Here is a 25,858-nt window from a genome sequence, read left to right on the forward strand (position 1 = left end):
GTTCGCGGGCGATCGGGTAGTGTAGCGGCCGCCTTCCGCTTGATGGTGCCGTCCATGGCCTGGCGTTTCGACCGCGACCGCGCGCTCAGCTTCAGCCGCTTCATCTGGCAGCGGTTCATCGACGACAAGTGCTTCGAGACCGCCGGCGCGCTGTCCTACACCACGCTGGTCTCGCTGGTGCCGCTGATGGTGGCGGTGCTGGCGATGCTGTCGGTGTTCCCGGTGTTCCAGAGCGCGCGCGACGTGCTGCTCACCTTCGTGTTCCAGAACTTCCTGCCTGCGACGGTGGCGAAGGTGCAGGCCACCCTGCAGACCTTCGCCGCCAACGCCAGTCAGCTGACCGGCATCAGCATCCTGGTGATGTTGTTCAGCGCGCTGTCGATGATGATCAGCATCGAGGACCGCCTGAACCGGATCTTCCGCGTGCACCAGGCGCGCAGCTGGAGCTCGCGCCTGCTGCTGTACTGGGCGGCGCTGACGCTCGGGCCGATCCTTGCGGTCGGCGGCATCGCGGTGACTTCGTACGTCACGGCCATGCCGCTGCTCGCCGGCGCCTACGCGCAACTGGGCCTGGGCCAGCGCCTGCTCGGCGTGCTGCCGTTCGTGGTGACCTTCATCACCCTGTGGCTGATGTACGCGGCGATCCCCAACTGCAAGGTGCGCCGCAGCGATGCGGCGATCGGCGCGCTGCTCGGCGCGGTGATGTTCGAGATCGCGCGCTGGGGCTTCACGCTGTTCGTCAGCAACGCGCAGAGCTACCAGCAGATCTACGGCGTGCTGGCGACCATCCCGATCTTCCTCTTGTGGATCTACCTGTCCTGGGTGATCGCGATCCTTGGCGCTTCGGTGGCCGCGTCGCTATCGGCGTACGAGTACCACGCGCCCGCGGCGACCCTTCAGGAAGGCGCCGAGTTCCTTGGCCTGATGGTGGTGCTGCGCCACTTCGTCGAGGCGCAACGCAAGGGCTGCAGCGTGGACCCGGCGACCGTGCGCCTGCAGGAGCCCTACCTGCGCAGCGCCAGCATCGCCACGTACTTCGACGACCTGCAGCGGGCCGACCTGATCCAGCGTGGCGAAGCCGGCGGCTGGCTGCTCAGTCGCAGCCTCGACAGCACCGACCTGCTGCGGGTGTATCGTCACACCAATTACCGTCTGCCGCTGCAGCCCGTCGACGAAGCGCGGGCCCTGGGCATCAACCTCCCGGCCGCGCTGATCGAACTGCTGGCCGAGGTCGCGCGGATGCTTGACGACACGCTTGGCCGACGGCTGGACCACACTTTTCCGCCGCCGCCGGAACCGGAGACCCCCGTCCCATGAAGCTCGCCCCGCTCGCCCTTGCCGCGTGCCTGCTCGCCGCCGCGATTCCCGTGCAGGCGGCCATGCCGGCGCGGCCGTCGCTGAAAGTGACCACCCTGGACGGCAAGCCGTTCGACCTGGCCGCGCAGCGCGGGCACTGGGTAATCGTGAACTTCTGGGCGACCTGGTGCGTGCCCTGCATCGAGGAGATGCCGGACATCTCGCAATTCGTCAGGACGCACGCCAACGTGCGTGCGATCGGGCTGGCTTACGAGGACAGCGACAAGGCGGACATCCAGGCCTTCCTCGCCAAACACCCGGTGAGCTACCCGATTGCCCAGGTCTCGCTGGACGATTCGCCGAAGGATTTCGACGAACCGCGCGGTTTGCCCACCACCTACCTGATCTCGCCGGATGGCCACGTGGCCAAGCGCTTCGTCGGTCCGGTGACCGGCCAGTCGCTGGACGCGGCGATCGGCCAGTGACATGGCGGCCGCGCGTTTCCTCGTCAGTGGTCGGGTGCAGGGCGTGTTCTATCGCGCGAGCACCCGCGGCCAGGCGCGGCAACTGGACCTGACCGGCCACGCCCGAAACCTGCCGGACGGCCGCGTCGAGGTGGTTGCGCATGGTTCGGCCGAGGCGCTGGACGCGCTGGAACGTTGGTTGTGGCAGGGCCCGCCGGCGGCGGAGGTGGAAGGCGTCGAGCGCGCGCAGCATGACGGTGAGGCGCCGCGTTCTTTCACGACGGGCTGAACCCGGCGGGTGGACCAAAAACCGACGATCAGAAATCCAGGTCGATCGGCGGTCGGCCGATGCGGTGGCGGGTGCCGATCGTCTGCACTACGCGGCGGAAGTCGGCGGCGAAACCGGCCATGTCGAACAGCGGCGACTGCGTGCGCAGGCCGGTCAGGTGCGTACGGATGGCGGCCAGGGCAGCGCGGTCGCGGCCCAGCTGCACGGCCATCGCCACGAAGGCGTCGGGATCGTCGGCCGCCAGCTCGGGCAGGTGGGCGTGGTGCAGCAGGCTCGCGGCGATGCGTCCGGCGAAGGTGTCGCCGGCGCAGGTGAGCAATGGGCAGCCGGCCCCCAACGCGTCGGCCGCGGTGGTGCGGGCGCCGCAGGGCAGGGTATCCAGGCAAAGGTCGACCAGCGCGTAGCGGGCGAGGTGGTCCGCGTGAGGCAGGTCGGTCAGGAAGACCAGCCGCCCCCGTGAAACGTCCAGGGTCGCGGCGGCGGCGCGCAGGCGTTCCTCCGTGCCGCCCGGTGCCGCGCGCAGCCACAACACGCTGCCCGGCACTTCGTGCAGTACCTGCATGAAGCGCGCGAAGGCATCCGGACCGATCGTGGCGGTGGCGTTGAAACAGGCGAACACCGTGCCTGTGTCCGGCAAGCCGCATTCGGCTCGCGTCGGTGGCGGCGTGGCGGTGTGGGTGCCGATGGGAAGAAAGCAGCGCGGCAGCGACAGCACTTTCTCGCTGTAGTCCCCTCGATGCGGCGCCGGCAGCACCACGGTGTCGGCGAGGATGTAGTCGATCCACGGGGCGCCGGCGGTGCCCGGCAGGGCCAGCCAGTTCACCTGCAACGGCGCGGGGCGCAAAGCCAGTATGTCGGCGTTGGTATGTTCGCCGTAGCCGGTTAGATCAAACAGCACCTCGATGCCTTGCGCATGGATGCGCTCGGCCGCCTGCGGGGGTGGCACGGTGTCGATGGCATGCAACGGGGCCGCCGCCACCAGCCGCTGGCGGGTTGGGCCGCCGTCATCGGCCGTCGTGGCGAACAGGTGCAGCTCCAGCCCGCCCAGCGCGGCCAGCGCCTCGACCAGGGCCGCCACCGTACGGCCGATCGGATGTTCGCCGAAACCGTCGGAGACCAGCCCGACGCGGATCGGCGCGTCTGGCGCGGGCCGCGGCAGGGCGAAGGCGAGCTTCTGTCGCAGGGGCGCAAGCTGTTGGTCGATCGCGCGGGTGAACGTTTCCATGGCCTTGCGCTGGAGTGCGCGGTCGAATGGCTCCAGCGGCAGCACGAAGGGCACGATGCCGGATCGACCGCTTTCCACCGCGTCGCGAAGGCGTGCGGTCAACGCTTCCTGCTCGCGCCAGTCGGCCAGACGTCGTCGCATGCAGGCAAGGCGGCTGAGTGCGGCGCCGGACTGCGGAGCCCGTTCCAGCGCGCGGGCGTAGGCGTCGGCGGCTGCGCTCAACTGGCCGGTTTCTTCCAGCATCCTTGCCGCCTGGAAGGCGAATCGCGGCTCGCGCGGCGTCAGTCGCTCGGCCTCCAGCCAGGCCTGGGCGGCTTCCGCGCTGCGGCCCAGGGCCTGTAGTGCGTGCCCGAGCAGGGCGTGGGCGGCATCCAGGCGGGGTGCCAGCTTCAACGCCTCGTGCACATGCGCCAGGGCCTTTGCGGTATCGCCCAGTTCCAGCTCGGCTTCGGCCAGGTTGAGGCGAAGGCCGGGGTGCTGCGGAGCCGCGCGCAGCGCCTGGGCAAAGGCATCGCGTGCTTCCTCGTGGCGAACGGCAACCATCAGCGCCACGCCCAGCACCTGCAGGATGACCGGATCGCCGGGCTTGCGCGCCAGCGCCGCGTGCAGGCGTTCGATGGCGGCCTCGGGCCGACCATCCTCCAGCGCGACGTTGGCCAGGTTGCACTGCACTTCGATGCTGTCCGGCGCCAGCTCGGCGGCGCGGTGCAACGCGCTCGTGCCGTCGTGGCGGCGCCCCAGCTGCAGCAGCGCGATGCCGTGCAGCCGGACCAGTTCGCCGGATAGCGGAAAGCTTCGGCGCGCCCGGGCGGCAACCTCTTCGGCATCCCTGCTGGCACCCTGGCGAAGCAGGTGCGCCAGGCGGTGCAGCGTGGCCTCGAGCTCGGCGCGCGCTCCCGTCACGAGGCGAGGCTCTTGAGCTCGTCGGCCTGGTGCTCGCGCGTGAGCGTGTCGACCAGCTCGTCCAGTTCACCGGCCAGCACTTCAGGCAGGCGGTACAGGGTGAGATTGACGCGGTGGTCGGTGATGCGGCCCTGCGGGAAGTTGTAGGTACGGATGCGCTGGCTGCGGTCGCCCGAGCCCACCTGCAGGCGACGCTCCTGCGCCTGTGCCGCGGCCTGCTTGCTCTGCGCCTCGTCGAGCAGGCGCGCCTTGAGCAACGACAGCGCACGGGCCCGGTTCTTGTGCTGGCTGCGCTCGTCCTGGCACTCGACCACGATGCCGCTGGGCAGGTGCGTGATGCGGATGGCGGAGTCGGTCTTGTTGACGTGCTGGCCGCCGGCGCCGGAGGCGCGGAAGGTGTCGGTCTTGAGGTCCGCCGGGTTGATCTCGATGTCCTCGATCTCGTCCATTTCCGGAAGGATCGCCACGGTCGCGGCCGAGGTGTGGATGCGCCCCTGCGACTCGGTTTCGGGCACGCGTTGCACGCGGTGCGTACCCGATTCGAACTTCAGCCGCGAGTAGGCGCCCTTGCCCTCGATGCGCGCGACGATCTCCTTGTAGCCGCCGTGTTCGCCGGGGCTTTCGCTCAATACTTCCACGTGCCAGCGGCGGCGTTCGGCGTAGCGCGCGTACATGCGGAACAGGTCGCCGGCGAACAGGGCCGCTTCGTCGCCGCCCGTGCCGGCGCGTACTTCCAGGAAAAGGTTGGCCTCGTCGCGCGGGTCCTTCGGCAGCAGCAGCATCTGCAACTCGCCGTCCAGTTCCGCGAGGCGCGTTTCCAGGCGTTCGACGTCGTCGGAGGCCATCTCGCGCAGCTCCGGGTCGGCCAGCATGGCGCGCGTCTCGGCCAGCTCGCGCTCCGCGCCGTCGTGTTCGCGCAGGGCGGCGGCGACCGGCTCGATCTGTGCGTACTCGCGCGACAGCTCACGAAAGCGGTTGGCGTCGGCGAGCACGTCCGGCTGCGCGAGCAGCAGGCCGATCTCCTCATGGCGTTCGGCCAGGGACTCGAGTTTGCGGCGGATCGATGGGGTCATGCCGATGCGTTTTCCAATAGGAGGAGCGCACACGAGTGCGCGACCGCGATGGAGCGATTATCGCCGGTCGAGCACGGGGTGCGCCCCTACCGTTTGTCGGTGGGCTCGTCGGTGGGTCCGTACAGCCGCCCGGCCGCGTGCAGCAGGTCCAGGTCGCCATTGAGCGCCGCCTCGCGCAGGCGTGCGCTGGGATGGTGCAGCAGCTTGTTGGTCAGTGTGTTGGCGAGGAACGCCAGCGCCTCGTCGGGTGACTTGCCGCGCGCCAGCATCGCCTGCGCCTTGACCAGAACCTCGTCGCGATAACGCTCGGCATGCTGGCGCAGGTCGATCGCCGGATTGCGCAGGGTCAGCGCGCGGCGCCAGGCCATGTAGTGGTCGACCTGCAGGTCGATGATGGTTTCGGCCTCGCGCGCCGCGGCCTCGCGGGAGCGGCGGTTCCCGTCGATGACCTGCTGCAGGTCATCGATTGCATAGAGATAGACGTCCTCCAGCGATGCGACGGCCGGGTCGATGTCGCGCGGCACCGCGATGTCGACCATGAACATCGGCTTGCGCCTGCGCGCCGCGACCGCGCGCTCGACCATCGGCCGGGTCACCACCGGTTGGCGGGCGGCGGTGGAGGAAATCACGATGTCGGCCTCGGCCAGGTGTTGCGGCAGATCGGCCAGCGCAATGGCGTAACCGCCGTAGCGGGTGGCCAGCTCCTGCGCGTTTTCCAGCGTGCGGTTGGCCACGATCAGGCGGCTGACCTGCTTGTCCACCAGGTGACGCGCGGCCAGCTCGATGGTGTCGCCGGCGCCGATCAGCAGCACGCAGGCCTGCTTCAGGTCGGTGAACACCTGCTCGGCCAGCCGCACAGCGGTAAAGGCCACCGAAACGGTATGCGCGCCGATGCGGGTGTCGGTGCGCACGCGCTTGGCGACGGCGAAGGTGTGCTGCAGCAGGCGGTCCAGCGGCGCGCCGAGCGCCCGCGCATCGCGCGCGAGCTGGTAGGCGTCCTTCACCTGGCCCAGGATCTGCGGCTCGCCCAGCACCATCGAGTCCAGTCCGGTGGCGACGCGGAACATGTGGCGTACCGCCGCGTCCTCGTCATGCCGGTAGAGGAACTCGTCCAGCTTGCCGGGGGTCAAGCGATGGTGGCGGTTGAGCCACGCCTGCGGCGCCTGCTCGGCACCCTCGGCCACGCCGACGTACAACTCGGTGCGGTTGCAGGTGGAGAGGATCAGCGCTTCTTCCACGCCCGGCTCGGCCCGCAGTTCGCGCAGCGCTTCGCCGGCGGCGTCCGCATCGAACGCCACCTGTTCGCGCAGGCTGACCGGCGCGGTGAGGTGATTGAGCCCGAGGGCGATCAGCGGCATGGCGTGGAATGCGAATTGACGACGGGGTATCCGCGGCGGCGTAGGCTAAGCTTTCGGTACCGGGGCGCGATCAGGTACGGGCCGGACGGACGATGGGATGAGGACTAGTGTGCTGAGCGTGAAGGGCAAGTTCAAGCAACTGCGGCATTTTGCGGGCATGGCCGGCTTCGCGCTGGGCCTGGCCGGCTGCGCCAGCCTGCCCGGCGGCAAGGCTCCAGCGCCCGCTTCCAGGCAGCCGCTGGACCGGCTCACCGTCGTCACGCCGGACGAGCAGCATGACCTGCTCGCGCAGCTGCTGGCCGGTGAAATGGCGCTGACGCGCAACGACCTCAAGGGTGCGTCGGCCCGCTACGCCCAGGCCATGGCGCTGTCGGACGATCCCAAGGTCGCCCAGCGGGCGGTGGAGCTGGCCCTTGCGGTGCGCGACACCCAAGCCACGCAGCAGGCGATCGACCGCTGGCAGGCGCTCGGCGCCGGCACTGCCGACCTGGCCCAGGCGCGCGCCGAACTGGCCCTGGCCACCGGCGACACCGCCGGCGCGCGCGAACAACTGGAGCGCCTGGTCGGCAGCGGCGATCCGCATGCCTGGCGTCGTTTCGGCCGCGCCCTGGTCGGCGCGCGCGACCCGGCGCAGGCAGCCCAGTTGCTCGAAACCTTGGCTACCCCCAACCGCCTGCCGGCCGATCCACAGGCCTGGCTGGCGATGAGCGAGCTGGGCGACAAGCTCGGCAGGCCCAAGTACGCCATGCAGATCGCCGATGCCGCGGTGGCCCGTTTCCACGACACCGAAACCTACGCCTGGGCGGCGCAGATGAAGTTCAAGGCCGGCGACAAGAAAGCGGCCACCGGACTGCTCAAGCAGGCGCTGGCCCGTTCGCCGGACAATGTGCGCCTTCGCCTGACCTACGCCAGCCTGCTCAGCCAGGGCGGCGATTACCAGGCCGCTGCAAAGCTGCTCGACAAGGGCCCGCAAAGCGCCGAAACCTACGCCCTGCGCGCCGGACTGGCCGCGCAGGCGCACGACAAGACGGCGCTGGCCAGGCTTTACCGCGACCTCAAGCAGGCGCCCGCCGGGGTTCGTGAAAGCAGCGCCTTCCTGCTCGGCCAGCTGGCCGAGATGCAGGACCGCAATGACGAGGCGCTGGACTGGTATGACCAGGTCGGCGACGACGATCCGCACGCGTTCGACGCCGACCTGCGCAGCGCGGTGATCCTGCACACGCAAGGCAAGGTGGACGACGCGCATGCGCTGATGGAACAACTGGAAACCGCCTACCTCGACCAGCCCGAGGAATTGCGCCGTGCCTGGCAGGCCGACGCCGAGCTGTACATGCGCGAGGGGCATTACGCACAGGCAGCAAAGGCGTACGACCACGCGCTGCAGGTGCTGCCGGACGATCCCGGCCTGCTGTACGGCCGCGGCCTGGCCTATGCGGAGGCGGGCAACATCGACCACGCGGTGGCCGACTTCCGCCACCTGCTCAAGCTCAAGCCGGACGATATCGACGCCAGCAACGCGCTGGGCTACACGCTGGCCGATGCCGGCCGCGACCTGCCCGAAGCCAAGCAGCTTATCGAGTCGGCTCGTGCAGCCAAGCCGCATGACCCGGCGATCGCCGATTCCTGGGGTTGGCTGCAGTACCGCCTGGGCCACCTCGACGAGGCAGCGCGCGCGCTGCGCCAAGCCTGGAGCGCCGCGAAGGACGCCGACGTGGGCGTCCACCTGGGCGAGGTGCTGTGGAAGCTGGGCAAGCGCCAGGACGCGAAGCACGTGTTCGACCAGGTACGCAAGATCGATCCGCGCAACGCCAACCTGCGCGACACCCTGCGGCGCCTGGAGCCATGAGGCGCCTCCTCTTTCCGGTCGCGGCAGCCGGCCTGCTGCTGGCCGCCTGCGCGCCGGTGCCGGTGCGCAAGCCGGCCGACGAGGCCGCCCTCGCCGCGCAGGCCGCGCGGGAAGGGCAACTGGCGCACGTCCACCAGTGGACGCTGGAAGGCAATCTTGCCGTTTCCGATGGCCACGATGGCGGCAGCGGCAGCCTGCGCTGGATGCAGGACGGCGAGCGCTACGACTTCGAGCTGCGCGCGCCGATCACCGGCAAGAGTTTCCGCCTCAGTGGCGGTCCTGGCGGCGCGCTGCTGGAAGGCATCGAAGGCGGTCCGCTGCGCGGCACTGACGCAGAGGCGCTGATGCGCAAGGCGCTGGGCTGGGAGGTGCCGCTGGACGACCTGCGCGCCTGGGTGCTGGGCCTGCGCGCGGCCGGCGCACCCGCGGAATTGCGCTTCGGCGAACACGACCTGCCGTCCCTGCTCACCCAGGATGGCTGGACGGTGGACTACCGCGCCTGGGACCAGGCCCACCAGCCGCCCTTGCCGCAGAAAGTGTTCGCCAGCCGTCCGCCCTACAAGGTCAAGCTGTCGATCGACAGCTTCCGGCTCGGCCCGGCGCCCTGCGCCGATTGCAGGCGCTGACGCCATGGCGGTGACCCTCGCACGCGCCGTGTCGGCGCAGGTGCCCGCGTTGTGCGCGATCGAGCGCGCGGCGGTGGAACTGTTCCGCGGTCATCGCGCGTGGCATGCGTACGCGGCCATGGCGATTCCGCCGGAATTGCTGGAAGTGGCGGTGACGCGTGGCCTGGTCTGGGTCGCGCTGGAGGAGGGCGCGCCGGTCGGCTTCGTGTGGCTGCAGGACGGCACGGCCGAGGGCGCCGTCGAAGTCGCCGAGATCGACGTGTTGCCCTCGCACGGTCGCCGCGGGATCGGCGCCGCACTGCTCGAACACGCCTGCGCCTGGGCACGGGCGGCCGGGTTTGCGCGCGTCGACCTGGGTACGCTGGCGGACGTGCCGTGGAATGCGCCGTTCTATGCGAAGCACGGCTTCGCAACGGTCGACAAGGCCGATCCGTCCTTCGCCCGAGCCCGCGAGCGGGATCGCGAGAACGGTTTCCCCGATGCCTTGCGCGTCTTCATGTCGCGCCCGCTTGGCGCGCCCGATCGCGAGGAGTGGACCGCCTGGCCCGCGCCGGCCAAGCTCAACCTGTTCCTGCGCATCGTCGGTCGCCGTGCGGACGGCTACCACGACCTGCAGACCGTCTTCCGCCTGCTCGACTGGGGCGACGAACTGCGCGTGCGGGTGCGTCGCGACAGCGCGATCGTGCGCGTGAACGACGTGCCTGGCGTGCCGTCGGACGCCGACCTGGTGGTGCGTGCCGCCCGCCTGCTGCAGGCGGAAGCCGGCGTGGCGCTGGGCGCCGAGATCGCCGTGGACAAGCGCATCCCGATGGGCGGCGGCCTCGGCGGTGGCAGTTCCGATGCGGCCACCGCACTGGTTTCGCTCAACCACCTGTGGGGCTGCGGCCTGGACGAGGACGCGCTGGCACGCCTGGCGCACCGGTTGGGCGCCGATGTGCCGGTGTTCGTGCGCGGCCGCTCGGCCTGGGCCGAGGGGGTGGGCGAGCGACTCACCCCCGTGGCGCTGCCGCGACGCTGGTACGTGGTGCTCGATCCGGGCGAACACGTGCCTACCGCGGCCCTGTTTCAAGCGTCTGAATTGACACGAAATGCACCGCCGGCGACAATTTCGTCCTTTGCTTCCGGCGAAACGGCGGAAAACGCGTTCGAGCCGGTCGTGCGCGCGCGACACCCCAGGGTGGCCGCGGCGCTGGACTGGCTCTCGCGCTTCGGTCGCGCCCGGCTTTCCGGCAGCGGCGGTTGCGTGTTCCTGGAAACCGCCTCGCTCGCGCAGGCGCGAAAGGTGGTGCGGCAGCGTCCTCCGGCGTTCGCGGCGCAACTGGCCGCGGGGGTGGAGGTTTCGCCCTTGCATCGCGCCTTGGCGCGCCACCGCGCGCGGGTCGCATCGCCGGGGCAGCCTTTGCGGGCTTGAAACAAACGACGGGCAGTCAGGACGACGGCCCGCCAAACGAAACACTGGGGCGTCGCCAAGCTGGTTAAGGCACGGGATTTTGATTCCCGCATGCGCAGGTTCGAATCCTGCCGCCCCAGCCATTCACGAATGGCTTTCTTCGAGGAAACACCGTGGACACGTCCACCCCGATGCTCTTCACCGGCAATGCCCACCGCACCCTCGCCGAGGACGTCGCGCAACGGCTTGGCGTGCCGCTGGGCAAGGCCCTGGTCGGCAAGTTCAGCGACGGCGAGGTGCAGATCGAGATCGAGGAGAACGTCCGCAAGCAGGAAGTGTTCGTGTTGCAGCCGACCGGCGCGCCGAGTGCGGAGAACCTGATCGAGATGCTCGCCCTGGTCGACGCGCTCAAGCGCGCCTCGGCCGCCACCGTTACCGCAGTGATGCCGTACTTCGGCTACGCCCGCCAGGATCGCCGTCCGCGCTCGGCGCGCGTGCCGATCACCGCCAAGATGGTCGCCACCTTGATCGGTACCGCCGGCGTCGACCGCGTGCTGACGGTCGACCTGCACGCCGACCAGATCCAGGGCTTCTTCGACGTCCCGGTGGACAACGTCTACGCCTCGCCGATCCTGCTGGCGGACATCTGGCGCAACCACTCGATGGACGACCTGATCGTGGTCAGCCCCGACGTCGGGGGCGTGGTGCGCGCCCGTGCGATCGCCAAGCGGCTGGACGACGCCGACCTGGCGATCATCGACAAGCGCCGCCCGAAGGCCAACGTCGCCACCGTGATGAACATCATCGGCGAGGTCGACGGCAAGACCTGCGTGCTGGTCGACGACATCGTCGACACCGCCGGAACCCTGTGCGCGGCCGCCGCGGCACTGAAGGAGCGCGGCGCGCGAAAGGTCGTCGCCTACTGCGTGCACCCGGTGCTCTCGGGGGCCGCGATCGGCAACATCGAGAACTCCCAGCTCGACCAGCTGGTGGTCACCAACACGTTGCCGCTGCGCCCCGAGGCGCAGGCTTGCGCCAAGATCCGCCAGCTCTCGGTCGCCGAGCTGCTGGCCGAGACGATCCGCCGCATCGCCTTCGGCGAGTCGGTGAGTTCGCTGTACGTGGATTGAAAAGCGGAAAGTCCGCCCGGGATGGGCGGGCCTGATTGTCGCGGCAAGATGCTGCGTGGAAGCAACGGACTTTCCTGGTCGCGGGGAAGTCGCTCGTCCGCCGCGAGGCGAACAAAACACAACCAAGGTAGTAAACGAACATGGCCCAGATTCATGAAATCAAGGCGCAGAACCGCAGTGACGAGGGGAAAGGTGCGAGCCGCCGCCTGCGTCACGCGGCGATGGTGCCTGCCGTCGTCTACGGTGGCACCCAGCCGCCGCAGAGCATCCAGATCGAGCACAACACCATCCTGCTTGCCGCCAAGAACGAGTGGTTCTTCTCCTCGATCCTCGACCTGAACGTCGACGGCAAGGTGCAGAAGGTGCTGGTGCGCGACTGGCAGAAGCATCCGTTCAAGCAGCAGATGCTGCACATGGACTTCCTGCGCGTGAACGAGAACGAAGCGGTCCGCGTGAACGTGCCGCTGCACTTCCTCAACCAGGAGAAGTCCCCGGCCGGCAAGACCTCCGGCGTGGTGATCTCGCACAACCTGACCGAAGTGGAAGTGTCGTGCCTGCCGGCGAACCTGCCGGAGTTCATCGAACTCGACCTGGCCGACCTGAAGCCGGGCGACATCGTCCACCTGTCGCAGATCAAGCTGCCCAAGGGCGTGAGCCTGCCGGCGCTGAACCTGGGCGCGGACCACGACATTGCCGTGGTCACCGCCAACACGGTGAAGGAAGAAGCCGAGCCGGCCGCCGAAGCCGCTGCGGCGCCGGAAGGCGAAGCCAAGCCTGCCGAGAAGAAGTAAGCCTGTCCGGGCCTCCCGTCCGCGGGAGGCCCGGCCATCGGCTTAAGGCATGGCTGGACTCAAGCTCATCGTCGGCCTGGGCAACCCCGGCGCCGAATACCTCAGGACCCGGCACAATGCCGGGTTCTGGTTTGTGGACGCGTTGGCTTCCGGCCAGGGCGAGCGTTTTGCCTTCGACGGCAAGCTGCACGGCGAGGCCTGCCGCGTGCGCATCGGCGGCGAGGGCGTGTGGCTGCTCAAGCCGTCCACTTTCATGAACAAGAGCGGCATCGCGGTCACCTCCGCGCTGCGCTACTACAAGATCCAGCCCGACGAGTGCCTGGTCGCACACGACGAACTGGATCTGCCGGCCGGCACCGTGCGGATGAAGTTCGACGGCGGCCACGGCGGCCAGAACGGCCTGCGCGACACGATCCACCATCTGGGCCACGGCAAGTTCCACCGCCTGCGCATCGGCATTGGCCATCCGGGCCACAAGGACAAGGTCACGCCCTGGGTACTCGGCAAGCCATCCGCGCAGGACGAGGATGCGATCCTCGATGGCATCGCCCGCGCGCTCGACGTGCTTCCACTGGCGGTCGGCGGGCAGTTCGACAAGGCGATGCAACAACTGCACACCGCGGGGGCAGGGAACGGCTAGCCGGAGCGTGAGCGCGCCCGTCGCGCCTTCCGGTTTTCCGACCCCGCCTCCAGGTTTCCCACATCAGTTTTCCGGAGTCCCACCATGGGCATCAAATGCGGCATCGTCGGCCTGCCCAACGTCGGCAAGTCCACCCTGTTCAATGCGCTGACCAAGGCCGGCATCGCCGCCGCCAACTTCCCGTTCTGCACGATCGAGCCGAACGTAGGCGTGGTGCCGGTACCCGATGAGCGCCTCAACGCGCTCTCGGCGATCGTCAATCCGCAGAAGGTGGTGCCGACCGCGGTCGAGTTCGTCGACATCGCCGGCCTGGTCGCTGGCGCGTCGAAGGGTGAGGGCCTGGGCAACAAGTTCCTGGCGCACATCCGCGAGGTCGATGCGATCGCCCACGTGGTGCGCTGTTTCGAGCACGGCGATATCGTGCACGTGGCCGGGAAGGTAGACCCGATCGCCGACATCGAGACGATCGACACCGAACTCGCGCTGGCCGACCTGGATTCGGTCGAGAAGGCGCTCAACCGCGCCGAACGCGCGGCCAAGGCCAACGACAAGGAGGCGCTGGCGAAGAAGCCTGTGCTGGCCAAGCTCGCCGCCGCGCTCAACGAAGGCAAGTCCGCCCGCAGCATCGGCCTGGACGAAGAGGAGAAGGCGCTGGTGCGCGATCTCTTCCTGCTCACCCTCAAGCCGCTGATGTACATCGCCAACGTGCGCGAGGACGGTTTCGAGAACAATCCGCACCTGGACGCCGTGCGCGCCCGCGCCGCCACCGAGGGCGCCGAGGTGGTGCCGGTGTGCGCGGCGATCGAGGAGGAAATGGCCCAGCTCGAAGACGCCGACCGCGACGAATTCCTCAAGGACCTCGGCCTGGACGAGCCGGGCCTCAACCGCGTGATCCGCGCGGGCTACAAGCTGCTCAACCTGCAGACCTACTTCACCGCGGGCGTGAAGGAAGTGCGCGCCTGGACGGTGAAGAAGGGCGCCACCGCGCCGCAGGCCGCCGGCGTGATCCACACCGACTTCGAGCGCGGCTTCATCCGCGCCGAGACCGTCTCCTACGACGACTTCATCCAGTACAAAGGCGAAGCCGGCGCCGCCTCGGCCGGCCGTCTGCGCAAGGAAGGCAAGGACTACGTCGTCAAGGATGGCGACGTGCTGCACTTCCTGTTCAACGTCTGAGTCCGGCTACTTGTGCGGGAGCAGCCAAGGGCGCTCCCGCGAACCGCGCGCGCTGCGCGCTTAAGTGCCGATTAAGCCCGCCAGCCGGAGCATCGCCTTGAAGGGCAACGTCGCCCGATTGGAGGCATCTGCATGAGCACGCATTGGCTGGCCAAACCCGCGCTGGCGATGGCGACCCTGCTGCTGGCGTCGACCGCAGCGCTGCCGATGGGCGCATCGGCGCACGACTGGCACGACCGAGGCTGGCACGGCCGCGGCCATTACGATCGCGGGTGGCATGACCGCGGCGGCTGGCACGACCGTGACCGCTACGACCGTGGCCACTGGAGCGGCGGTCGATGGGTGGCCGGGGCGATCGTCGCCGGCGCCGTGATCGGCCTGGTGGACGATGCGCTCAATCCGCCGCCGCGTGCGGTGGTTTACGAGCGTCCGGTCTATCGCCGCCCGGTGCGGGTGGTCTACGAGGAACCGGTCGTCACCCGCCGCGTGGTGGAGACGCGCACCGTTTACGTGGACCAGGCGCCATCCACCCGTTACGTGGGTTATGACGGCGACGGCGACTGACAAGCCGTTAGTTGAACAAAAAGGGCCCGGCCATGCCGGGCCTTTTTTTGCCCAAGGCATCATCCGGCAGGTGGCAATTCGGCCACGCTGCCATGGCGCGCCGCGTGCTGGCGCATCTGCTCGAATTTCGCCTTGTCGACCATCTCCACCGAGGAGATCGCGCAGGCCGGCTGGTCGCGGCCACTGACCGTTTCGCCGACCTGCCCGCAGATGCGGCCGTCGCCGACGGATTTGCCCGACTCGCTCGCACGCAGCAGGAAGCCCGGTGCGCCGATCCCCAGGCGTGGGCAGTCGGCGGCCAGGTGCACCACGTAGCGGTACGGGCCAGTGCGCACCAGCGCGGTGCGCGCATCCACGACGTGCCACTCGTTGATCTTGTCGGTCTGGATGCATTGCGCATAGGGCAACGCCTTGCCGGGCGCGCCGGCGGCAAATGCGGCGCAGTTTGCGGTGGCGAGCAACAGCAGGACGGGCGGGCGTTTCATGGCATCACCTCGCGAGGGGAAAGACACATGGGGAGCAGGCCCCTCCAGCATCGCGCGCCGGCATCGCCGGCGCCAGCATTGCCGTGTCAGGAACTTGCCATCGGCCGATCACACGTATTGAACGGGGGTTGCGCCATGCTTGGAAGATGCCTACGGTTCGATCCGCTCCGCGGTACCGCGGCACCGGCAACGCCCACGCACACCGCGAGTCCGATCCACGATGGAGCAGGCCATGACGCAGCTGAGCCCCCTCGCCGGCGACACTCTCGCGCAGCGCTACCGGCGGGTCCGCCAACAGACCCTGCAGCTCTGCGCGGGCCTCACGGCCGAAGACATGATGGTGCAGTCGATGCCCGACGCCAGCCCGGCGAAGTGGCACCTGGCCCACACCACATGGTTCTTCGAGCAGTTCGTGCTCGGGCGTGATCCGCATTACCGCCCGCGCGACCCGGCCTGGCATTACCTGTTCAATTCCTACTACCAGAGCGTCGGCCCGATGCACGCGCGGCCGCAACGAGGCCTGCTGTCGCGGCCTTCGCTGGACGAAGTGCTGGCGTATCGCCGCCACGTCGACGAGGCCCTGGGCGCGATGTTGTTGCGCGAGGACGAGAATGCGCCGACCGCGATCATCGAGCTCGGTCTGCAACATGAACAGCAGCACCAGGAATTGCTGCTCACCGACATCCTCCATGCGTTCTGGTGCAACCCGCTGCTGCCGTCGTACCTGCAGGCGGCGCCGCCCGCGTCCATGGCCCCGGTTTCCCTGCAGTTCCTGCCAGGACAGGAAGGCGTGGTCGCGATCGGCCATGCCGGCGACGACTTCGCCTTCGACAACGAAACCCCGCGGCACCGAACCCTGCTGGCGTCGCATGCGCTGGCCAACCGCCTGGTCACCAACGAGGAGTACGCCGCGTTCGTGCATGACGGCGGCTATCGCGAGCCGTCGTTGTGGCTGTCCGATGGTTGGGCCACCGTGCAGAACGAAGGATGGCAGCGGCCGATCTACTGGCGGCCGGACCTGGCGAGCGCGTTCTCGCTGGCCGGCGTGCAGGCACTGGACCCGGGCGCACCGGTCTGCCACCTGAGCTACTACGAAGCCGATGCGTTCGCCCGCTGGGCTGGCGCGCGACTGCCTACGGAAGCCGAATGGGAGGCCGCGGCCGCAACGCTGCCGGTCCAGGGCAATCTGCTCGATGGCGTGCCACGGCTTCCGCAACCGACCGGCGGCACGGGCCTGGCGCAGATGTACGGCGACGCCTGGGAGTGGACCGCATCGCCCTACGTGGCCTATCCCGGTTTCCGCCCCCTGCCGGGCGCGCTCGGCGAATACAACGGCAAGTTCATGTGCGGCCAGTGGGTGCTGCGTGGCGGTTCGTGCGCCACCCCAGCCGGCCACGTGCGCGCGAGCTACCGCAACTTCTTCCCCCCGCAGGCGCGCTGGCAGTTCGCCGGACTGCGCCTGGCCAAGGACCGATAAGATCTCAAGGAGCATTGCCCCGATGAACATCCGTGCCCTGGACATGCCCGCCGACGGACGGACCCCGCCCGCCGGTGGGCTGCTGGAGACCGTCCGCCGCGGGCTGCGTGCGCAGCCCAAGCGCCTGCCCTCGTGGCTGTTCTACGACGCGCAGGGTTCGGCGCTGTTCGAGCGCATCTGCGAGCAGCCGGAGTACTACCTGACCCGCTGCGAGACCGCCCTGATGCGCGAGCACGCCGCCAGCATCGCCGACACGCTGGGCATGGAGGTGCGGTTGGTCGAGTACGGCAGTGGCAGCGCGACCAAGACGCGCCTGCTGCTCGAGCACATGGCCGCGCCGGTGAGCTACGTTCCGGTGGAGATCTCGCCCGAACCGTTGCTGCAGAGCGTGCGGCGCCTGGGCGAACACTTTCCGCAGCTCCCGGTGCAACCGCTCTGCGCCGACTTCACCCGTCCGCTGCGCCTGCCGATCCCGCCGCGCGCGCCGCGACGCACGGTCGTCTATTTTCCCGGCTCGACCATCGGCAACTTCGACACGCGCGAGGCGATCGCCCTGTTGCGCAAGATGCGCACGGAGATGGGCGAGAACGGCGGCATCCTGATCGGTGCGGACCTGAAGAAAGACACGTCGCTGATCGAGGCGGCCTACAACGACGCCGCCGGCGTCACGGCGGAATTCACCCTCAACATGCTCGCGCGCCTGAACCGCGAGCTGGGCAGCGATTTCGACCTGGGCGCATTTCGCCACCGCGCGCACTACAACGCGTTGGCCGGCCGCATCGAAACCAGCCTGGTCAGCCAGCGCGAGCAGAAAGCGCGGGTGGGCCGCAGCCAGATCGCCTTCGGCAAGGACGAGGCGATCCGGGTGGAAGTCAGCTGCAAGTATTCGCTGGAGGATTTCGCCACGCTTGCGGGCAAGGCCGGGCTGGAGGTGCTGCGTGTGTGGCTGGACCCCGAAGGGATGTTCAGCGTGCAGTATCTGGTGCGCGCCGGCTCGGTCGCACGCTAGGCAGACCAACCATAGGTGGGCCAGCCCGCCACGCTCTTGCGGCTACTCGTGCCGATGGCCGCGTTGCCGCCTGGCGTCAACGCGTAGAATCGCGCTCCCATCCGTCAGCCCGAATCCGATGGCAGCCACCGTCGCCACCGCACCCGCGCCCCAGCTGGACGCCCTGTTCCTGCCCATTGCCAGCGGCGAGTTGCGCCTGCCCGACGACGGCCGGGTGCTTTTCCTGCGTGCCCGCGAGGGTTTGCCGTTACGCGCGTTCGCCACCCCGGCCTGGCTTTGCGCGCAGAGTTTCGGGCCCTTTGCCGACGAGCTTCGCCGGGCGGGCATGACCGTCGGCGAGCCGGCGCAGGACGACCGGTTCGCGCTGGTCCTCGTGCTGCCGCCGCGTCAGCGCGACGAGGCCCGCGCCCTGTTCGCCCGTGCGGCACGACACCTGCAGCCCGGTGGCGTCGTGCTGATGGCGGTGCCCAATGCCGAGGGCGCGAAATCGGCCGAAGCGGATGCCGTGCGGCTGTTCGGCGCGGTGCACAGCCTGTCCAAGCACAAGTGCCGGGTGTTCTGGGCGAGCGCCGGCGAGGCGGTGGATGCCGCACGGCTGGCCGAATGGGAAGCGTTCGACGTGCCACGCCGGATCGCCGGTGGTTATCTCAGCCGCCCCGGGCTGTTTGCCTGGGATCGCATCGACGCGGCCTCGGCGCTGCTTGCGGCACAGCTGCCGAACGACCTACACGGCCGTGTCGCCGATCTCGGTGCGGGCTATGGGTATCTCGCGGCGCAGGTGATCGCGCGCTGCCCTGGCGTCACCGCCATGGATCTGTACGAAGCCGAAGCCCGTGCACTGGAACCGGCCCGCATCAACCTCGCCGAGGCGATCGCTGCGAGCGGGCGACAAGTGGATGCGGAGGTGCACTGGCACGATGTCACCACCGGCCTGCTGCATCGCTACGATGCGATCGTGACCAATCCGCCGTTCCACCAGGGGCGCGCGGACCTGCCCGGGCTCGGCCGTGCCTTCATCGACGCGGCTGCCGATGCGCTGCTTCCGCACGGTCGACTGTGGATGGTCGCCAACCGGCACCTGCCGTACGAGGCCACGCTGGCTACACGCTTCGCCCACGTGCGCACGGTGGCCATGCAGGAGGGCTTCAAGGTGATCGAGGCGGTGCGTGCATGAAGCTGGTGCGCCTCATTGCCAACCTCGGCTACGGCAGCCGCAAGGAAGTGATGCAGCTGTTCCGGGAAGGGCGCGTTACCGATCCGGCGGGCGAGGTGCTCTACACCGACGACCGGGCCGAACACGCGGACATCCGCATCGACGGCGAACCGCTGGACCCTCCGGCCGGGCTGGTACTGCTGATGCACAAGCCGACCGGCTACACCTGCTCGCGCAAGGACGCCGGCCGGCTGGTCTACGACCTGCTGCCGCCGCGCTGGCGGCGCCGCGATCCGGCGCTGTCTACCGTCGGGCGGCTCGACCGCGACACGTCCGGGCTGTTGCTGCTCACCGACGATGGCGCGCTGCTGCACCGGATCATTTCGCCCAAGGCCAGCGTCGCCAAGGTTTACGAGGCCACGCTTGCCCGCGACCTGCGTGGCGACGAGGGGGAGGTGTTCGCCAGCGGCACGCTGATGCTGGAATCGGAAACCACGCCGCTCGCCCCGGCACAGCTGCAGCCGCTCGGGCCGCGCCGCGCCAGGCTGACAGTCACCGAGGGGCGCTATCACCAGGTGCGGCGCATGTTCGCCGCCGTGGGCAACCACGTGGACGCGCTCGAGCGTGTGGCGATCGGCCGGCTGACGCTCGACGGCCTGGCGCCGGGTGCGTGGCGCGCGCTGGCGGCGGAGGAGATCGCCGAGGCTTTCGAGCCGCCGTCGCTTCCGTAGGACCAGTTGGGCCCGCATGCGTTGCGGACCCAACGGCAGGAGCTTCTACAGGAGCTTCACCGGCGTGGGCACGGACGGGCCATACCATTTGCGCCGCTCGTCCCGGCAACCGGGACTGCCCATGGCGTACTTGCGGCAGATCGACGGGCGTTGCTCGTAGATCGTGCAGCGCGAGGTATTCGGATCGACCGCCGCGCACCAGCCGTCCTCGCCCTTGGCGAGCGTCGCAAGTCCGTGATCGTCGCGCGTGACCAGCCAGTCGGGCACGTCGTCCTCGGGCATCAAAACCACGGTCAGCCGGCAGCACACCGCATCGCAGGCCGTGCATTGCACGGAAGGGTCCACGCTCGTGGCGTAGCGATCGTCTTCGAAGTCGTCGTTCACGCGTCAGTATGGGGCCTCGGGCGATCCCGTGCGCTAAACATTCGTGTTGGCGAACGCACACTGCGCGAACGTTCCCTCGCGGACTTGCATGCGATCATCCCGCGATGCGCCTGGACTTCGACAATGCCTTCCTGCGCGATCTCGCGGGCGACCCCGAGCACGGGCCGCGCCTGCGCCAGGTCGAAGGGGCCGCCTGGTCGCACGTCCAGCCCACGCCCGTGCCCGCGCCGCGCGTGGTGGCCTGGTCGTCCGAGATGGCGGCGATACTGGGGTTGTCGAGGCACGACATCGAAAGTCCCGACTTCGCCAGCGTGTTCGGCGGCAATGCGCTGCTGGAAGGCATGCAGCCGTGGGCCAGCAACTACGGCGGCCACCAGTTCGGCGTATGGGCTGGGCAACTGGGCGACGGTCGGGCGATTTCGCTGGGGGAGGCACTGGACGCGCGAGGTCGGCGCTGGGAGCTGCAACTGAAGGGCGCCGGCCCTACGCCGTACTCGCGTGGCGCGGACGGCCGCGCGGTGTTGCGTTCGTCGATCCGCGAGTTCCTCTGCAGCGAAGCGATGCACCACCTGGGCGTTCCCACCACGCGCGCACTGTGTCTGGTCGAGACCGGCGAGGCAGTGGTGCGCGACATGTTCTACGACGGCCATCCGCGTGAGGAGCCCGGTGCCATCGTCTGTCGCGCCGCGCCCTCGTTCATCCGTTTCGGCCACTTCGAACTGCCTTACGCGCGCAACGACGTGGCGCTGCTGCGCCAGCTGGTCGACTTCACCATCGGGCGTGATTTCCCGCACCTGCACGGGCAGGGCGAAGCGCTTTATGCGGACTGGTTCGGCGAAGCCTGCGAACGCACCGCGCGACTGATGGCGCAGTGGATGCGCGTCGGCTTCGTGCACGGCGTGATGAATACCGACAACATGTCGATCCTTGGCCTGACCATCGACTACGGCCCCTACGGCTGGATCGACGACTACGATCCGGAGTGGACGCCCAACACCACCGACGCGGCGCGTCGACGCTACCGCTTTGGCCAGCAGCCCAACGTGGCGTGGTGGAACCTCAGCCGGCTGGCCAGCGCGTTGTCGCCGCTGTTCGCCGATGTCGCGCCGCTGCAGGCGGGGCTCGATCGCTACGTCCGCACGTGGGGGGCCTCCGACCGCGCCAGCGCGGCGGCGAAACTCGGCCTTGCCACGGCCCGCGACGAAGACCTGGAACTGCGCGACGGCCTGCATGCCTGGATGCGCGAGGCCACGGCCGACATGACGCTCACCTGGCGCGCGCTGATCGAGCTGGATCCTGCCGCGCCCTCGCCGGACGTGCTGGCGGGCGTGTGCTACGACGAGAGCCGACGCCCGGCTACCGAGCCGGTGCTGCGCGACTGGCTGGAGCGGTACGCCGCGCGCCTGCGCGAGGATCCGTTGCCGGCGGAGCAGCGTCGCACCCGCATGCAGATGGCCAATCCCAGGTATGTGCTGCGCAACTACCTCGCCCAGGAGGCGATCGATCGCGCGGAGCAGGGCGACTATGCGCCGGTCCACGAGCTGCTGGACGTGATGCGCCACCCTTACGACGAGCAGCCCGGGCGCGAGCACTTTGCGCGCAAGCGTCCCGAATGGGCGAAACAGCGCGCCGGTTGCTCGATGCTCTCCTGCAGTTCCTAGATCGTCGGCGCAAGCGGCGCGCGCAGGTTTATTTATTGCAGCGCGTGGTCGATGAACTGGCGCAGTTGCGCGGCGTTGAGCGCACCCGCCTGACGGGCGATCTCGCGCCCGCCGCTGAACAGCGCTAGCGTGGGAATGCTGCGGATGCCGAATCGCTGCGACAACTGCGGCTGCGCGTCGGTATCGACCTTGGCCAGGCGCAGGCGCGGTTCGAACTGGCGCGCCGCCTCTGCGAACACCGGCGCGAAGCCGCGACACGGGCCGCACCAGGGTGCCCAGAAGTCGATCAGCACCGGAAGGTCGCCACGTCCGGTCACGGCATCGAAGTTGGCCGCCGTCAGCTCGAGCGGACGGCCCTCGAACAGGGCCTTCTTGCAACGGCCGCACACCGGCTGCTCGGCCAGGCGATCGGCAGGGACGCGGTTGAGCGCATCACAGTAAGGGCAGGGAACGTTCAACGGTGTGGACATGGCATGCTTCCGGGTGGCCTCGCACGGATATGGCGGCCGTCGCGGACGGTGCAAGCGATCCGGACAGCGGAACCGCGGCGAACCAGTTGCGCCAGATGTGGCCAAACGCGGAATTGACCGTCGCAAACTGTTGACACACCCGGGCCCGCTCGCGAAAATAGGCGTTCTTTGTTGGAGGGATACCCAAGCGGCCAACGGGGGCAGACTGTAAATCTGCTGGCTTACGCCTTCGGTGGTTCGAATCCACCTCCCTCCACCATCAGACGAGTTCCGCGCAGGACCTGGTGTCAAGCCGGGAGTTGTACCAGGCGGGAGTAGTTCAATGGTAGAACCTCAGCCTTCCAAGCTGATGGTGCGGGTTCGATTCCCGTCTCCCGCTCCATTGATCTCGTCTCCAAACGTTTTCGCTCATGTAGCTCAGTCGGTAGAGCACTTCCTTGGTAAGGAAGAGGTCACAGGTTCGATTCCTGTCATGAGCACCATCTCACGCGGCTGCCGCCGGTCGCTCCGGGCCTACGGCAGGTTTTCTTTTTTTTCATTGACTCCATCGGGGTTTAGCGCGCATGGCAAAGGGTAAATTCGAACGCACCAAGCCGCACGTGAACGTCGGCACGATCGGCCACGTGGACCACGGCAAGACGACGCTGACGGCGGCGCTGACCAAGGTCGGAGCCGAGCGCTTCGGTGGTGAATTCAAGGCCTACGACGCGATCGACGCGGCGCCGGAAGAGAAGGCGCGCGGCATCACGATCTCGACCGCGCACGTGGAATACGAGTCGCCGACCCGCCACTACGCGCACGTCGACTGCCCCGGTCACGCCGACTACGTCAAGAACATGATCACCGGTGCGGCGCAGATGGACGGCGCGATCCTGGTGTGCTCGGCCGCCGACGGCCCGATGCCGCAGACCCGCGAGCACATCCTGCTGTCGCGCCAGGTGGGCGTGCCCTACATCGTCGTGTTCCTGAACAAGGCCGACATGGTCGACGACGCCGAGCTGCTCGAGCTGGTCGAGATGGAAGTGCGCGAGCTGCTGTCCAAGTACGACTTCCCGGGCGACGACACCCCGATCATCAAGGGTTCGGCGCTGAAGGCGCTGGAAGGCGACCAGTCCGAAATCGGCGTGCCGGCGATCATCCAGCTGGTGGACGCGCTGGACAGCTACATCCCCGAGCCGGTGCGTGCGATCGACAAGCCGTTCCTGATGCCGGTCGAAGACGTGTTCTCGATCTCCGGCCGCGGCACCGTGGTGACCGGTCGTATCGAGCGCGGCATCATCAAGGTCGGCGACGAAGTGGAAGTGGTGGGCATCCGTGACACCCAGAAGACCACCGTCACCGGCGTGGAAATGTTCCGCAAGCTGCTGGACCAGGGTCAGGCGGGCGACAACGCCGGTCTGCTGCTGCGCGGCCTGAAGCGTGACGACGTCGAGCGTGGCCAGGTGCTGGCCAAGCCGGGCACGATCACCCCGCACACCGACTTCGAGGCCGAGGTCTATGTGCTGAGCAAGGACGAGGGTGGCCGTCATACCCCGTTCTTCAAGGGCTACCGTCCGCAGTTCTACTTCCGCACCACCGACGTGACCGGCGCGGTCACGCTGCCGGAGGGCGTGGAGATGGTCATGCCGGGCGACAACATCAAGATGGTGGTGAGCCTGATCCACCCGATCGCGATGGACGAAGGCCTGCGCTTCGCCATTCGCGAAGGCGGCCGTACCGTCGGCGCCGGCGTGGTGGCCAAGGTCATCAAGTAAGCTGCACATACGGAAACCGGGAGCCGGTATCGCACGGGCATTGCCTGTCGACGCCGGCTCCTGCTTCCGATCCGTTTTACCGATACGCCAGTAGCTCAATTGGCAGAGCAGCGGTCTCCAAAACCGCAGGTTGGGGGTTCGAGTCCCTCCTGGCGTGCCATCTTTCGAGGACCGATGACGGGTGCGGGTAGGCGTCGATGGGCCATCCGGCTTCGGCGACTCCTTCCACCGGTCACTGCGCAATGAATACCAAGGCAGAACAGCCCCGCGGCACGAGTGCGGCGGATATCGGCAAGCTGGTGCTGGCGGTGCTGGTGCTGGCGGCGGGCATCTTCGCCTATTCCTGGTTCGACAATACCGTCCCCGGCTCCGTGCGCCTGGCTGGCGTGCTGGTCGCGCTGGTCGCGGCGATGGCGATCGGTGCCTTCACCGGCCCGGGCCGCAAGGCGCGCAATTTCATCGCCGAGTCGCAGTTCGAGATGCGCAAGGTCGTCTGGCCGACGCGTGACGAGACCCTCAAGACCACGCTCGTCATCATTGCGGTCGTGATCGTGCTTTCGTTGCTGCTGGGCCTGATCGACCTGATTCTGAAGTCGGTCGTGCTGGACTGGCTGCTGAAACTCGGTTCGTAAGGAGTAGCCCATGTCCAAGCGTTGGTACGTCGTGCACGCCTACTCGGGCTTCGAGAACCAGGTCCGCAAGTCGCTGTCGGAGCGAATTGCGCGCGCTGGCATGGAAGAGAAGTTCGGCGAAGTGCTGGTGCCGACCGAGGAAGTGATCGAGATGCGCGGCGGGCAGAAGCGCCGCAGCGAGCGCAAGTTCTTCCCAGGCTACGTGCTGGTGCAGATCGAGACCGATACCGAGGGCAAGTCGCCCCGCATCGACGACGAGTGCTGGCACCTGGTCAAGGAGACGCCCAAGGTGATGGGCTTCATCGGCGGTACGGCCGACCGCCCGCTGCCGATCCGCGACAGCGAGGCCGACGCCATCCTCAGTCGCGTGCGCGAGGGCGTGGAAAAGCCCAAGCCCAAGGTGCTGTTCGAGCCGGGCGAGATGGTCCGTGTCACCGAAGGCCCGTTCAACGACTTCAACGGCGTGGTCGAGGAAGTCAACTACGAGAAGAGCCGCCTGCGCGTCGCGGTGCTGATCTTCGGTCGTTCGACCCCGGTCGAGCTCGAGTTCGGGCAGGTCGAAAAGGCTTGATGTCCTGCTCCTCTCCCCTCCGGGGAGAGGATCGAGGTGAGGGCCGGGGCTCGCGGGAAATCCCGGCAGAGCCACGCTTCAATCAACCTCTTCCGCAAGAGCTGCCCGCACTCCAGCTCTCTCTCCCTGGAGGGGAGGGTGAGCAGATCGGCCCGCTGGCCCGCCACTTGCTTAAAACTTGATCACTCCTTAAACTACGCGGTTCCACGCCGAAGTCTTTCGACTCGGCGTGTTCGTTTTTCGACGGCCTGCACGGAAAGCAGGCTCTCCACCGCCTGGAAGGCAAGCACGCGAGGAGCCGCGAGGCGCCAGCACTCGCAAGGAAAATCCCATGGCAAAGAAAGTCGTCGGTTACATCAAGCTGCAGGTCAAGGCCGGCCAGGCCAACCCGTCGCCGCCGGTGGGCCCCGCCCTCGGTCAGCGCGGCCTCAACATCATGGAATTCTGCAAGGCGTTCAACGCTGCCACGCAGAAGATGGAGCCGGGCCTGCCGATCCCCGTGATCATCACGGCCTACTCGGACCGCAGCTTCACCTTCATTACCAAGACCCCGCCCGCCACCGTGCTGATCAAGAAGGTCACCGGCGTCTCCAAGGGTTCGTCCAAGCCGAACACCGACAAGGTGGGCAAGATCACCCGCAAGCAGCTCGAAGACGTTGCGAAGCAGAAGGAGCCGGATCTGACGGCTGCGGATCTGGACGCTGCGGTGCGCACCATTGCCGGTAGCGCGCGCAGCATGGGCCTGGTGGTGGAGGGTTAA

Annotated in this window: 26 protein-coding genes and 5 tRNA genes; 25 read left to right on the plus strand and 6 right to left on the minus strand. The window is 68.3% G+C overall.

Going from position 1 to position 25,858, the window contains the following annotated elements:
- Positions 1–54 precede the first annotated feature (54 nt).
- Genes LQ772_RS03710 through LQ772_RS03720 form a run of 3 tightly spaced genes read left to right on the plus strand, consistent with a single transcriptional unit; the run spans position 55 to position 2,049 of the window.
- The gene (locus LQ772_RS03710) at positions 55–1,317 is read left to right on the plus strand and encodes a YihY family inner membrane protein (RefSeq protein ID WP_231324130.1); all 1,263 of its coding nucleotides are present in this window, start codon (positions 55–57) and stop codon (positions 1,315–1,317) included.
- A complete protein-coding gene (locus tag LQ772_RS03715; protein ID WP_231324131.1) occupies positions 1,314–1,781 on the plus strand; it encodes a TlpA family protein disulfide reductase in 468 nt (155 codons plus the stop codon). The genes LQ772_RS03710 and LQ772_RS03715 overlap by 4 nt, the downstream gene beginning before the upstream one ends.
- 1 nt (position 1,782) lies before the next feature.
- Positions 1,783–2,049 (plus strand): acylphosphatase, encoded by a 267-nt coding sequence (locus tag LQ772_RS03720; protein ID WP_231324132.1) that lies wholly within the window; start codon positions 1,783–1,785, stop codon positions 2,047–2,049.
- Positions 2,050–2,077: 28 nt separating this feature from the next.
- On the opposite strand, the gene LQ772_RS03725 is transcribed toward LQ772_RS03720, so the two are convergent.
- The 3 genes from LQ772_RS03725 to hemA form a co-directional block, all read right to left on the minus strand.
- On the minus strand, positions 2,078–4,177 hold the full coding sequence (locus LQ772_RS03725) for an O-linked N-acetylglucosamine transferase, SPINDLY family protein (RefSeq protein ID WP_231324133.1): 2,100 nt from the start codon (positions 4,175–4,177) through the stop codon (positions 2,078–2,080).
- Complete coding sequence (gene prfA, locus LQ772_RS03730) at positions 4,174–5,250, minus strand: peptide chain release factor 1 (RefSeq protein WP_231324134.1); 1,077 nt, start codon at positions 5,248–5,250, stop codon at positions 4,174–4,176. Before prfA ends, LQ772_RS03725 begins: the two co-directional genes overlap by 4 nt.
- A gap of 86 nt (positions 5,251–5,336) precedes the next feature.
- Complete coding sequence (gene hemA, locus LQ772_RS03735; protein ID WP_231324135.1) at positions 5,337–6,608, minus strand: glutamyl-tRNA reductase; 1,272 nt, start codon at positions 6,606–6,608, stop codon at positions 5,337–5,339.
- A gap of 97 nt (positions 6,609–6,705) precedes the next feature.
- Between hemA and LQ772_RS03740 the strand changes: the two genes are divergently transcribed.
- The 9 genes from LQ772_RS03740 (at position 6,706) to LQ772_RS03780 (ending at position 14,771) form a co-directional block, all read left to right on the plus strand.
- Positions 6,706–8,454 (plus strand): tetratricopeptide repeat protein, encoded by a 1,749-nt coding sequence (locus LQ772_RS03740; protein WP_231324136.1) that lies wholly within the window; start codon positions 6,706–6,708, stop codon positions 8,452–8,454.
- Positions 8,451–9,080 (plus strand): lipoprotein insertase outer membrane protein LolB, encoded by a 630-nt coding sequence (lolB, locus tag LQ772_RS03745; RefSeq protein WP_231324137.1) that lies wholly within the window; start codon positions 8,451–8,453, stop codon positions 9,078–9,080. Before LQ772_RS03740 ends, lolB begins: the two co-directional genes overlap by 4 nt.
- A 4-nt stretch (positions 9,081–9,084) precedes the next feature.
- Positions 9,085–10,491 (plus strand): 4-(cytidine 5'-diphospho)-2-C-methyl-D-erythritol kinase, encoded by a 1,407-nt coding sequence (gene ispE / locus LQ772_RS03750; protein WP_231324138.1) that lies wholly within the window; start codon positions 9,085–9,087, stop codon positions 10,489–10,491.
- 45 nt (positions 10,492–10,536) lie between these two features.
- Positions 10,537–10,613: transfer RNA gene (locus LQ772_RS03755), tRNA-Gln, on the plus strand.
- A gap of 48 nt (positions 10,614–10,661) precedes the next feature.
- Positions 10,662–11,600 carry a ribose-phosphate diphosphokinase gene (locus tag LQ772_RS03760; protein WP_231325888.1) on the plus strand — a complete coding sequence of 313 codons (939 nt, stop codon included), beginning with the start codon at positions 10,662–10,664 and terminating at the stop codon, positions 11,598–11,600.
- Positions 11,601–11,740: 140 nt separating this feature from the next.
- Positions 11,741–12,391, plus strand: a complete 651-nt coding sequence (locus LQ772_RS03765; RefSeq protein ID WP_231324139.1) for a 50S ribosomal protein L25/general stress protein Ctc — start codon at positions 11,741–11,743, stop codon at positions 12,389–12,391.
- Between the two features lie 49 nt (positions 12,392–12,440).
- On the plus strand, positions 12,441–13,031 hold the full coding sequence (gene pth, locus LQ772_RS03770; RefSeq protein ID WP_231324140.1) for an aminoacyl-tRNA hydrolase: 591 nt from the start codon (positions 12,441–12,443) through the stop codon (positions 13,029–13,031).
- Between the two features lie 84 nt (positions 13,032–13,115).
- A complete protein-coding gene (gene ychF, locus LQ772_RS03775; protein ID WP_231324141.1) occupies positions 13,116–14,207 on the plus strand; it encodes a redox-regulated ATPase YchF in 1,092 nt (363 codons plus the stop codon).
- A 132-nt stretch (positions 14,208–14,339) separates the two neighbouring features.
- Positions 14,340–14,771, plus strand: a complete 432-nt coding sequence (locus LQ772_RS03780) for a hypothetical protein (protein WP_231324142.1) — start codon at positions 14,340–14,342, stop codon at positions 14,769–14,771.
- Between the two features lie 59 nt (positions 14,772–14,830).
- Here LQ772_RS03780 and LQ772_RS03785 read toward each other — a convergent pair whose 3' ends face one another.
- Positions 14,831–15,256, minus strand: a complete 426-nt coding sequence (locus LQ772_RS03785; protein ID WP_231324143.1) for a DUF6491 family protein — start codon at positions 15,254–15,256, stop codon at positions 14,831–14,833.
- Positions 15,257–15,488: 232 nt separating this feature from the next.
- Between LQ772_RS03785 and egtB the strand changes: the two genes are divergently transcribed.
- The 4 genes from egtB to LQ772_RS03805 all read left to right on the plus strand — a co-directional run bounded on the left by egtB (position 15,489) and on the right by LQ772_RS03805 (position 19,626).
- The gene (gene egtB, locus LQ772_RS03790; RefSeq protein ID WP_231324144.1) at positions 15,489–16,733 is read left to right on the plus strand and encodes an ergothioneine biosynthesis protein EgtB; all 1,245 of its coding nucleotides are present in this window, start codon (positions 15,489–15,491) and stop codon (positions 16,731–16,733) included.
- Between the two features lie 22 nt (positions 16,734–16,755).
- Positions 16,756–17,742 (plus strand): L-histidine N(alpha)-methyltransferase, encoded by a 987-nt coding sequence (gene egtD, locus LQ772_RS03795; protein WP_231324145.1) that lies wholly within the window; start codon positions 16,756–16,758, stop codon positions 17,740–17,742.
- Positions 17,743–17,860: 118 nt separating this feature from the next.
- Complete coding sequence (locus LQ772_RS03800) at positions 17,861–18,916, plus strand: class I SAM-dependent methyltransferase (RefSeq protein WP_231324146.1); 1,056 nt, start codon at positions 17,861–17,863, stop codon at positions 18,914–18,916.
- Positions 18,913–19,626, plus strand: a complete 714-nt coding sequence (locus LQ772_RS03805; protein ID WP_231324147.1) for a pseudouridine synthase — start codon at positions 18,913–18,915, stop codon at positions 19,624–19,626. Before LQ772_RS03800 ends, LQ772_RS03805 begins: the two co-directional genes overlap by 4 nt.
- A 45-nt stretch (positions 19,627–19,671) precedes the next feature.
- On the opposite strand, the gene LQ772_RS03810 is transcribed toward LQ772_RS03805, so the two are convergent.
- Positions 19,672–20,010: a YkgJ family cysteine cluster protein gene (locus tag LQ772_RS03810; RefSeq protein ID WP_231324148.1), complete on the minus strand. Its 339-nt coding sequence runs from the start codon at positions 20,008–20,010 to the stop codon at positions 19,672–19,674.
- Between the two features lie 104 nt (positions 20,011–20,114).
- Between LQ772_RS03810 and LQ772_RS03815 the strand changes: the two genes are divergently transcribed.
- A complete protein-coding gene (locus LQ772_RS03815) occupies positions 20,115–21,671 on the plus strand; it encodes a protein adenylyltransferase SelO (RefSeq protein WP_231324149.1) in 1,557 nt (518 codons plus the stop codon).
- A 32-nt stretch (positions 21,672–21,703) separates the two neighbouring features.
- Here LQ772_RS03815 and trxC read toward each other — a convergent pair whose 3' ends face one another.
- On the minus strand, positions 21,704–22,141 hold the full coding sequence (gene trxC / locus LQ772_RS03820) for a thioredoxin TrxC (protein WP_231324150.1): 438 nt from the start codon (positions 22,139–22,141) through the stop codon (positions 21,704–21,706).
- A 173-nt stretch (positions 22,142–22,314) separates the two neighbouring features.
- Between trxC and LQ772_RS03825 the strand changes: the two genes are divergently transcribed.
- From LQ772_RS03825 to rplK, 8 genes are all read left to right on the plus strand, one after another.
- Positions 22,315–22,400 (plus strand) — tRNA-Tyr (locus LQ772_RS03825).
- Positions 22,401–22,449: 49 nt separating this feature from the next.
- Positions 22,450–22,523: transfer RNA gene (locus LQ772_RS03830), tRNA-Gly, on the plus strand.
- 24 nt (positions 22,524–22,547) lie between these two features.
- Positions 22,548–22,623 (plus strand) — tRNA-Thr (locus tag LQ772_RS03835).
- An 81-nt stretch (positions 22,624–22,704) separates the two neighbouring features.
- Entirely contained in the window at positions 22,705–23,895 is a 1,191-nt protein-coding gene (gene tuf, locus LQ772_RS03840; RefSeq protein WP_231324151.1) for an elongation factor Tu, read from the plus strand.
- A gap of 84 nt (positions 23,896–23,979) precedes the next feature.
- Positions 23,980–24,055, plus strand: a tRNA-Trp gene (locus tag LQ772_RS03845).
- Positions 24,056–24,137: 82 nt separating this feature from the next.
- On the plus strand, positions 24,138–24,527 hold the full coding sequence (gene secE / locus LQ772_RS03850; protein WP_231324152.1) for a preprotein translocase subunit SecE: 390 nt from the start codon (positions 24,138–24,140) through the stop codon (positions 24,525–24,527).
- 10 nt (positions 24,528–24,537) lie between these two features.
- On the plus strand, positions 24,538–25,098 hold the full coding sequence (gene nusG / locus LQ772_RS03855; RefSeq protein WP_231324153.1) for a transcription termination/antitermination protein NusG: 561 nt from the start codon (positions 24,538–24,540) through the stop codon (positions 25,096–25,098).
- 331 nt (positions 25,099–25,429) lie between these two features.
- Complete coding sequence (gene rplK, locus LQ772_RS03860) at positions 25,430–25,858, plus strand: 50S ribosomal protein L11 (RefSeq protein ID WP_231324154.1); 429 nt, start codon at positions 25,430–25,432, stop codon at positions 25,856–25,858.

The sequence above is a fragment of the Frateuria edaphi genome, from assembly GCF_021117405.1.
In the GTDB taxonomy this organism is placed as follows: Bacteria; Pseudomonadota; Gammaproteobacteria; order Xanthomonadales; family Rhodanobacteraceae; genus Frateuria_A; species Frateuria_A edaphi.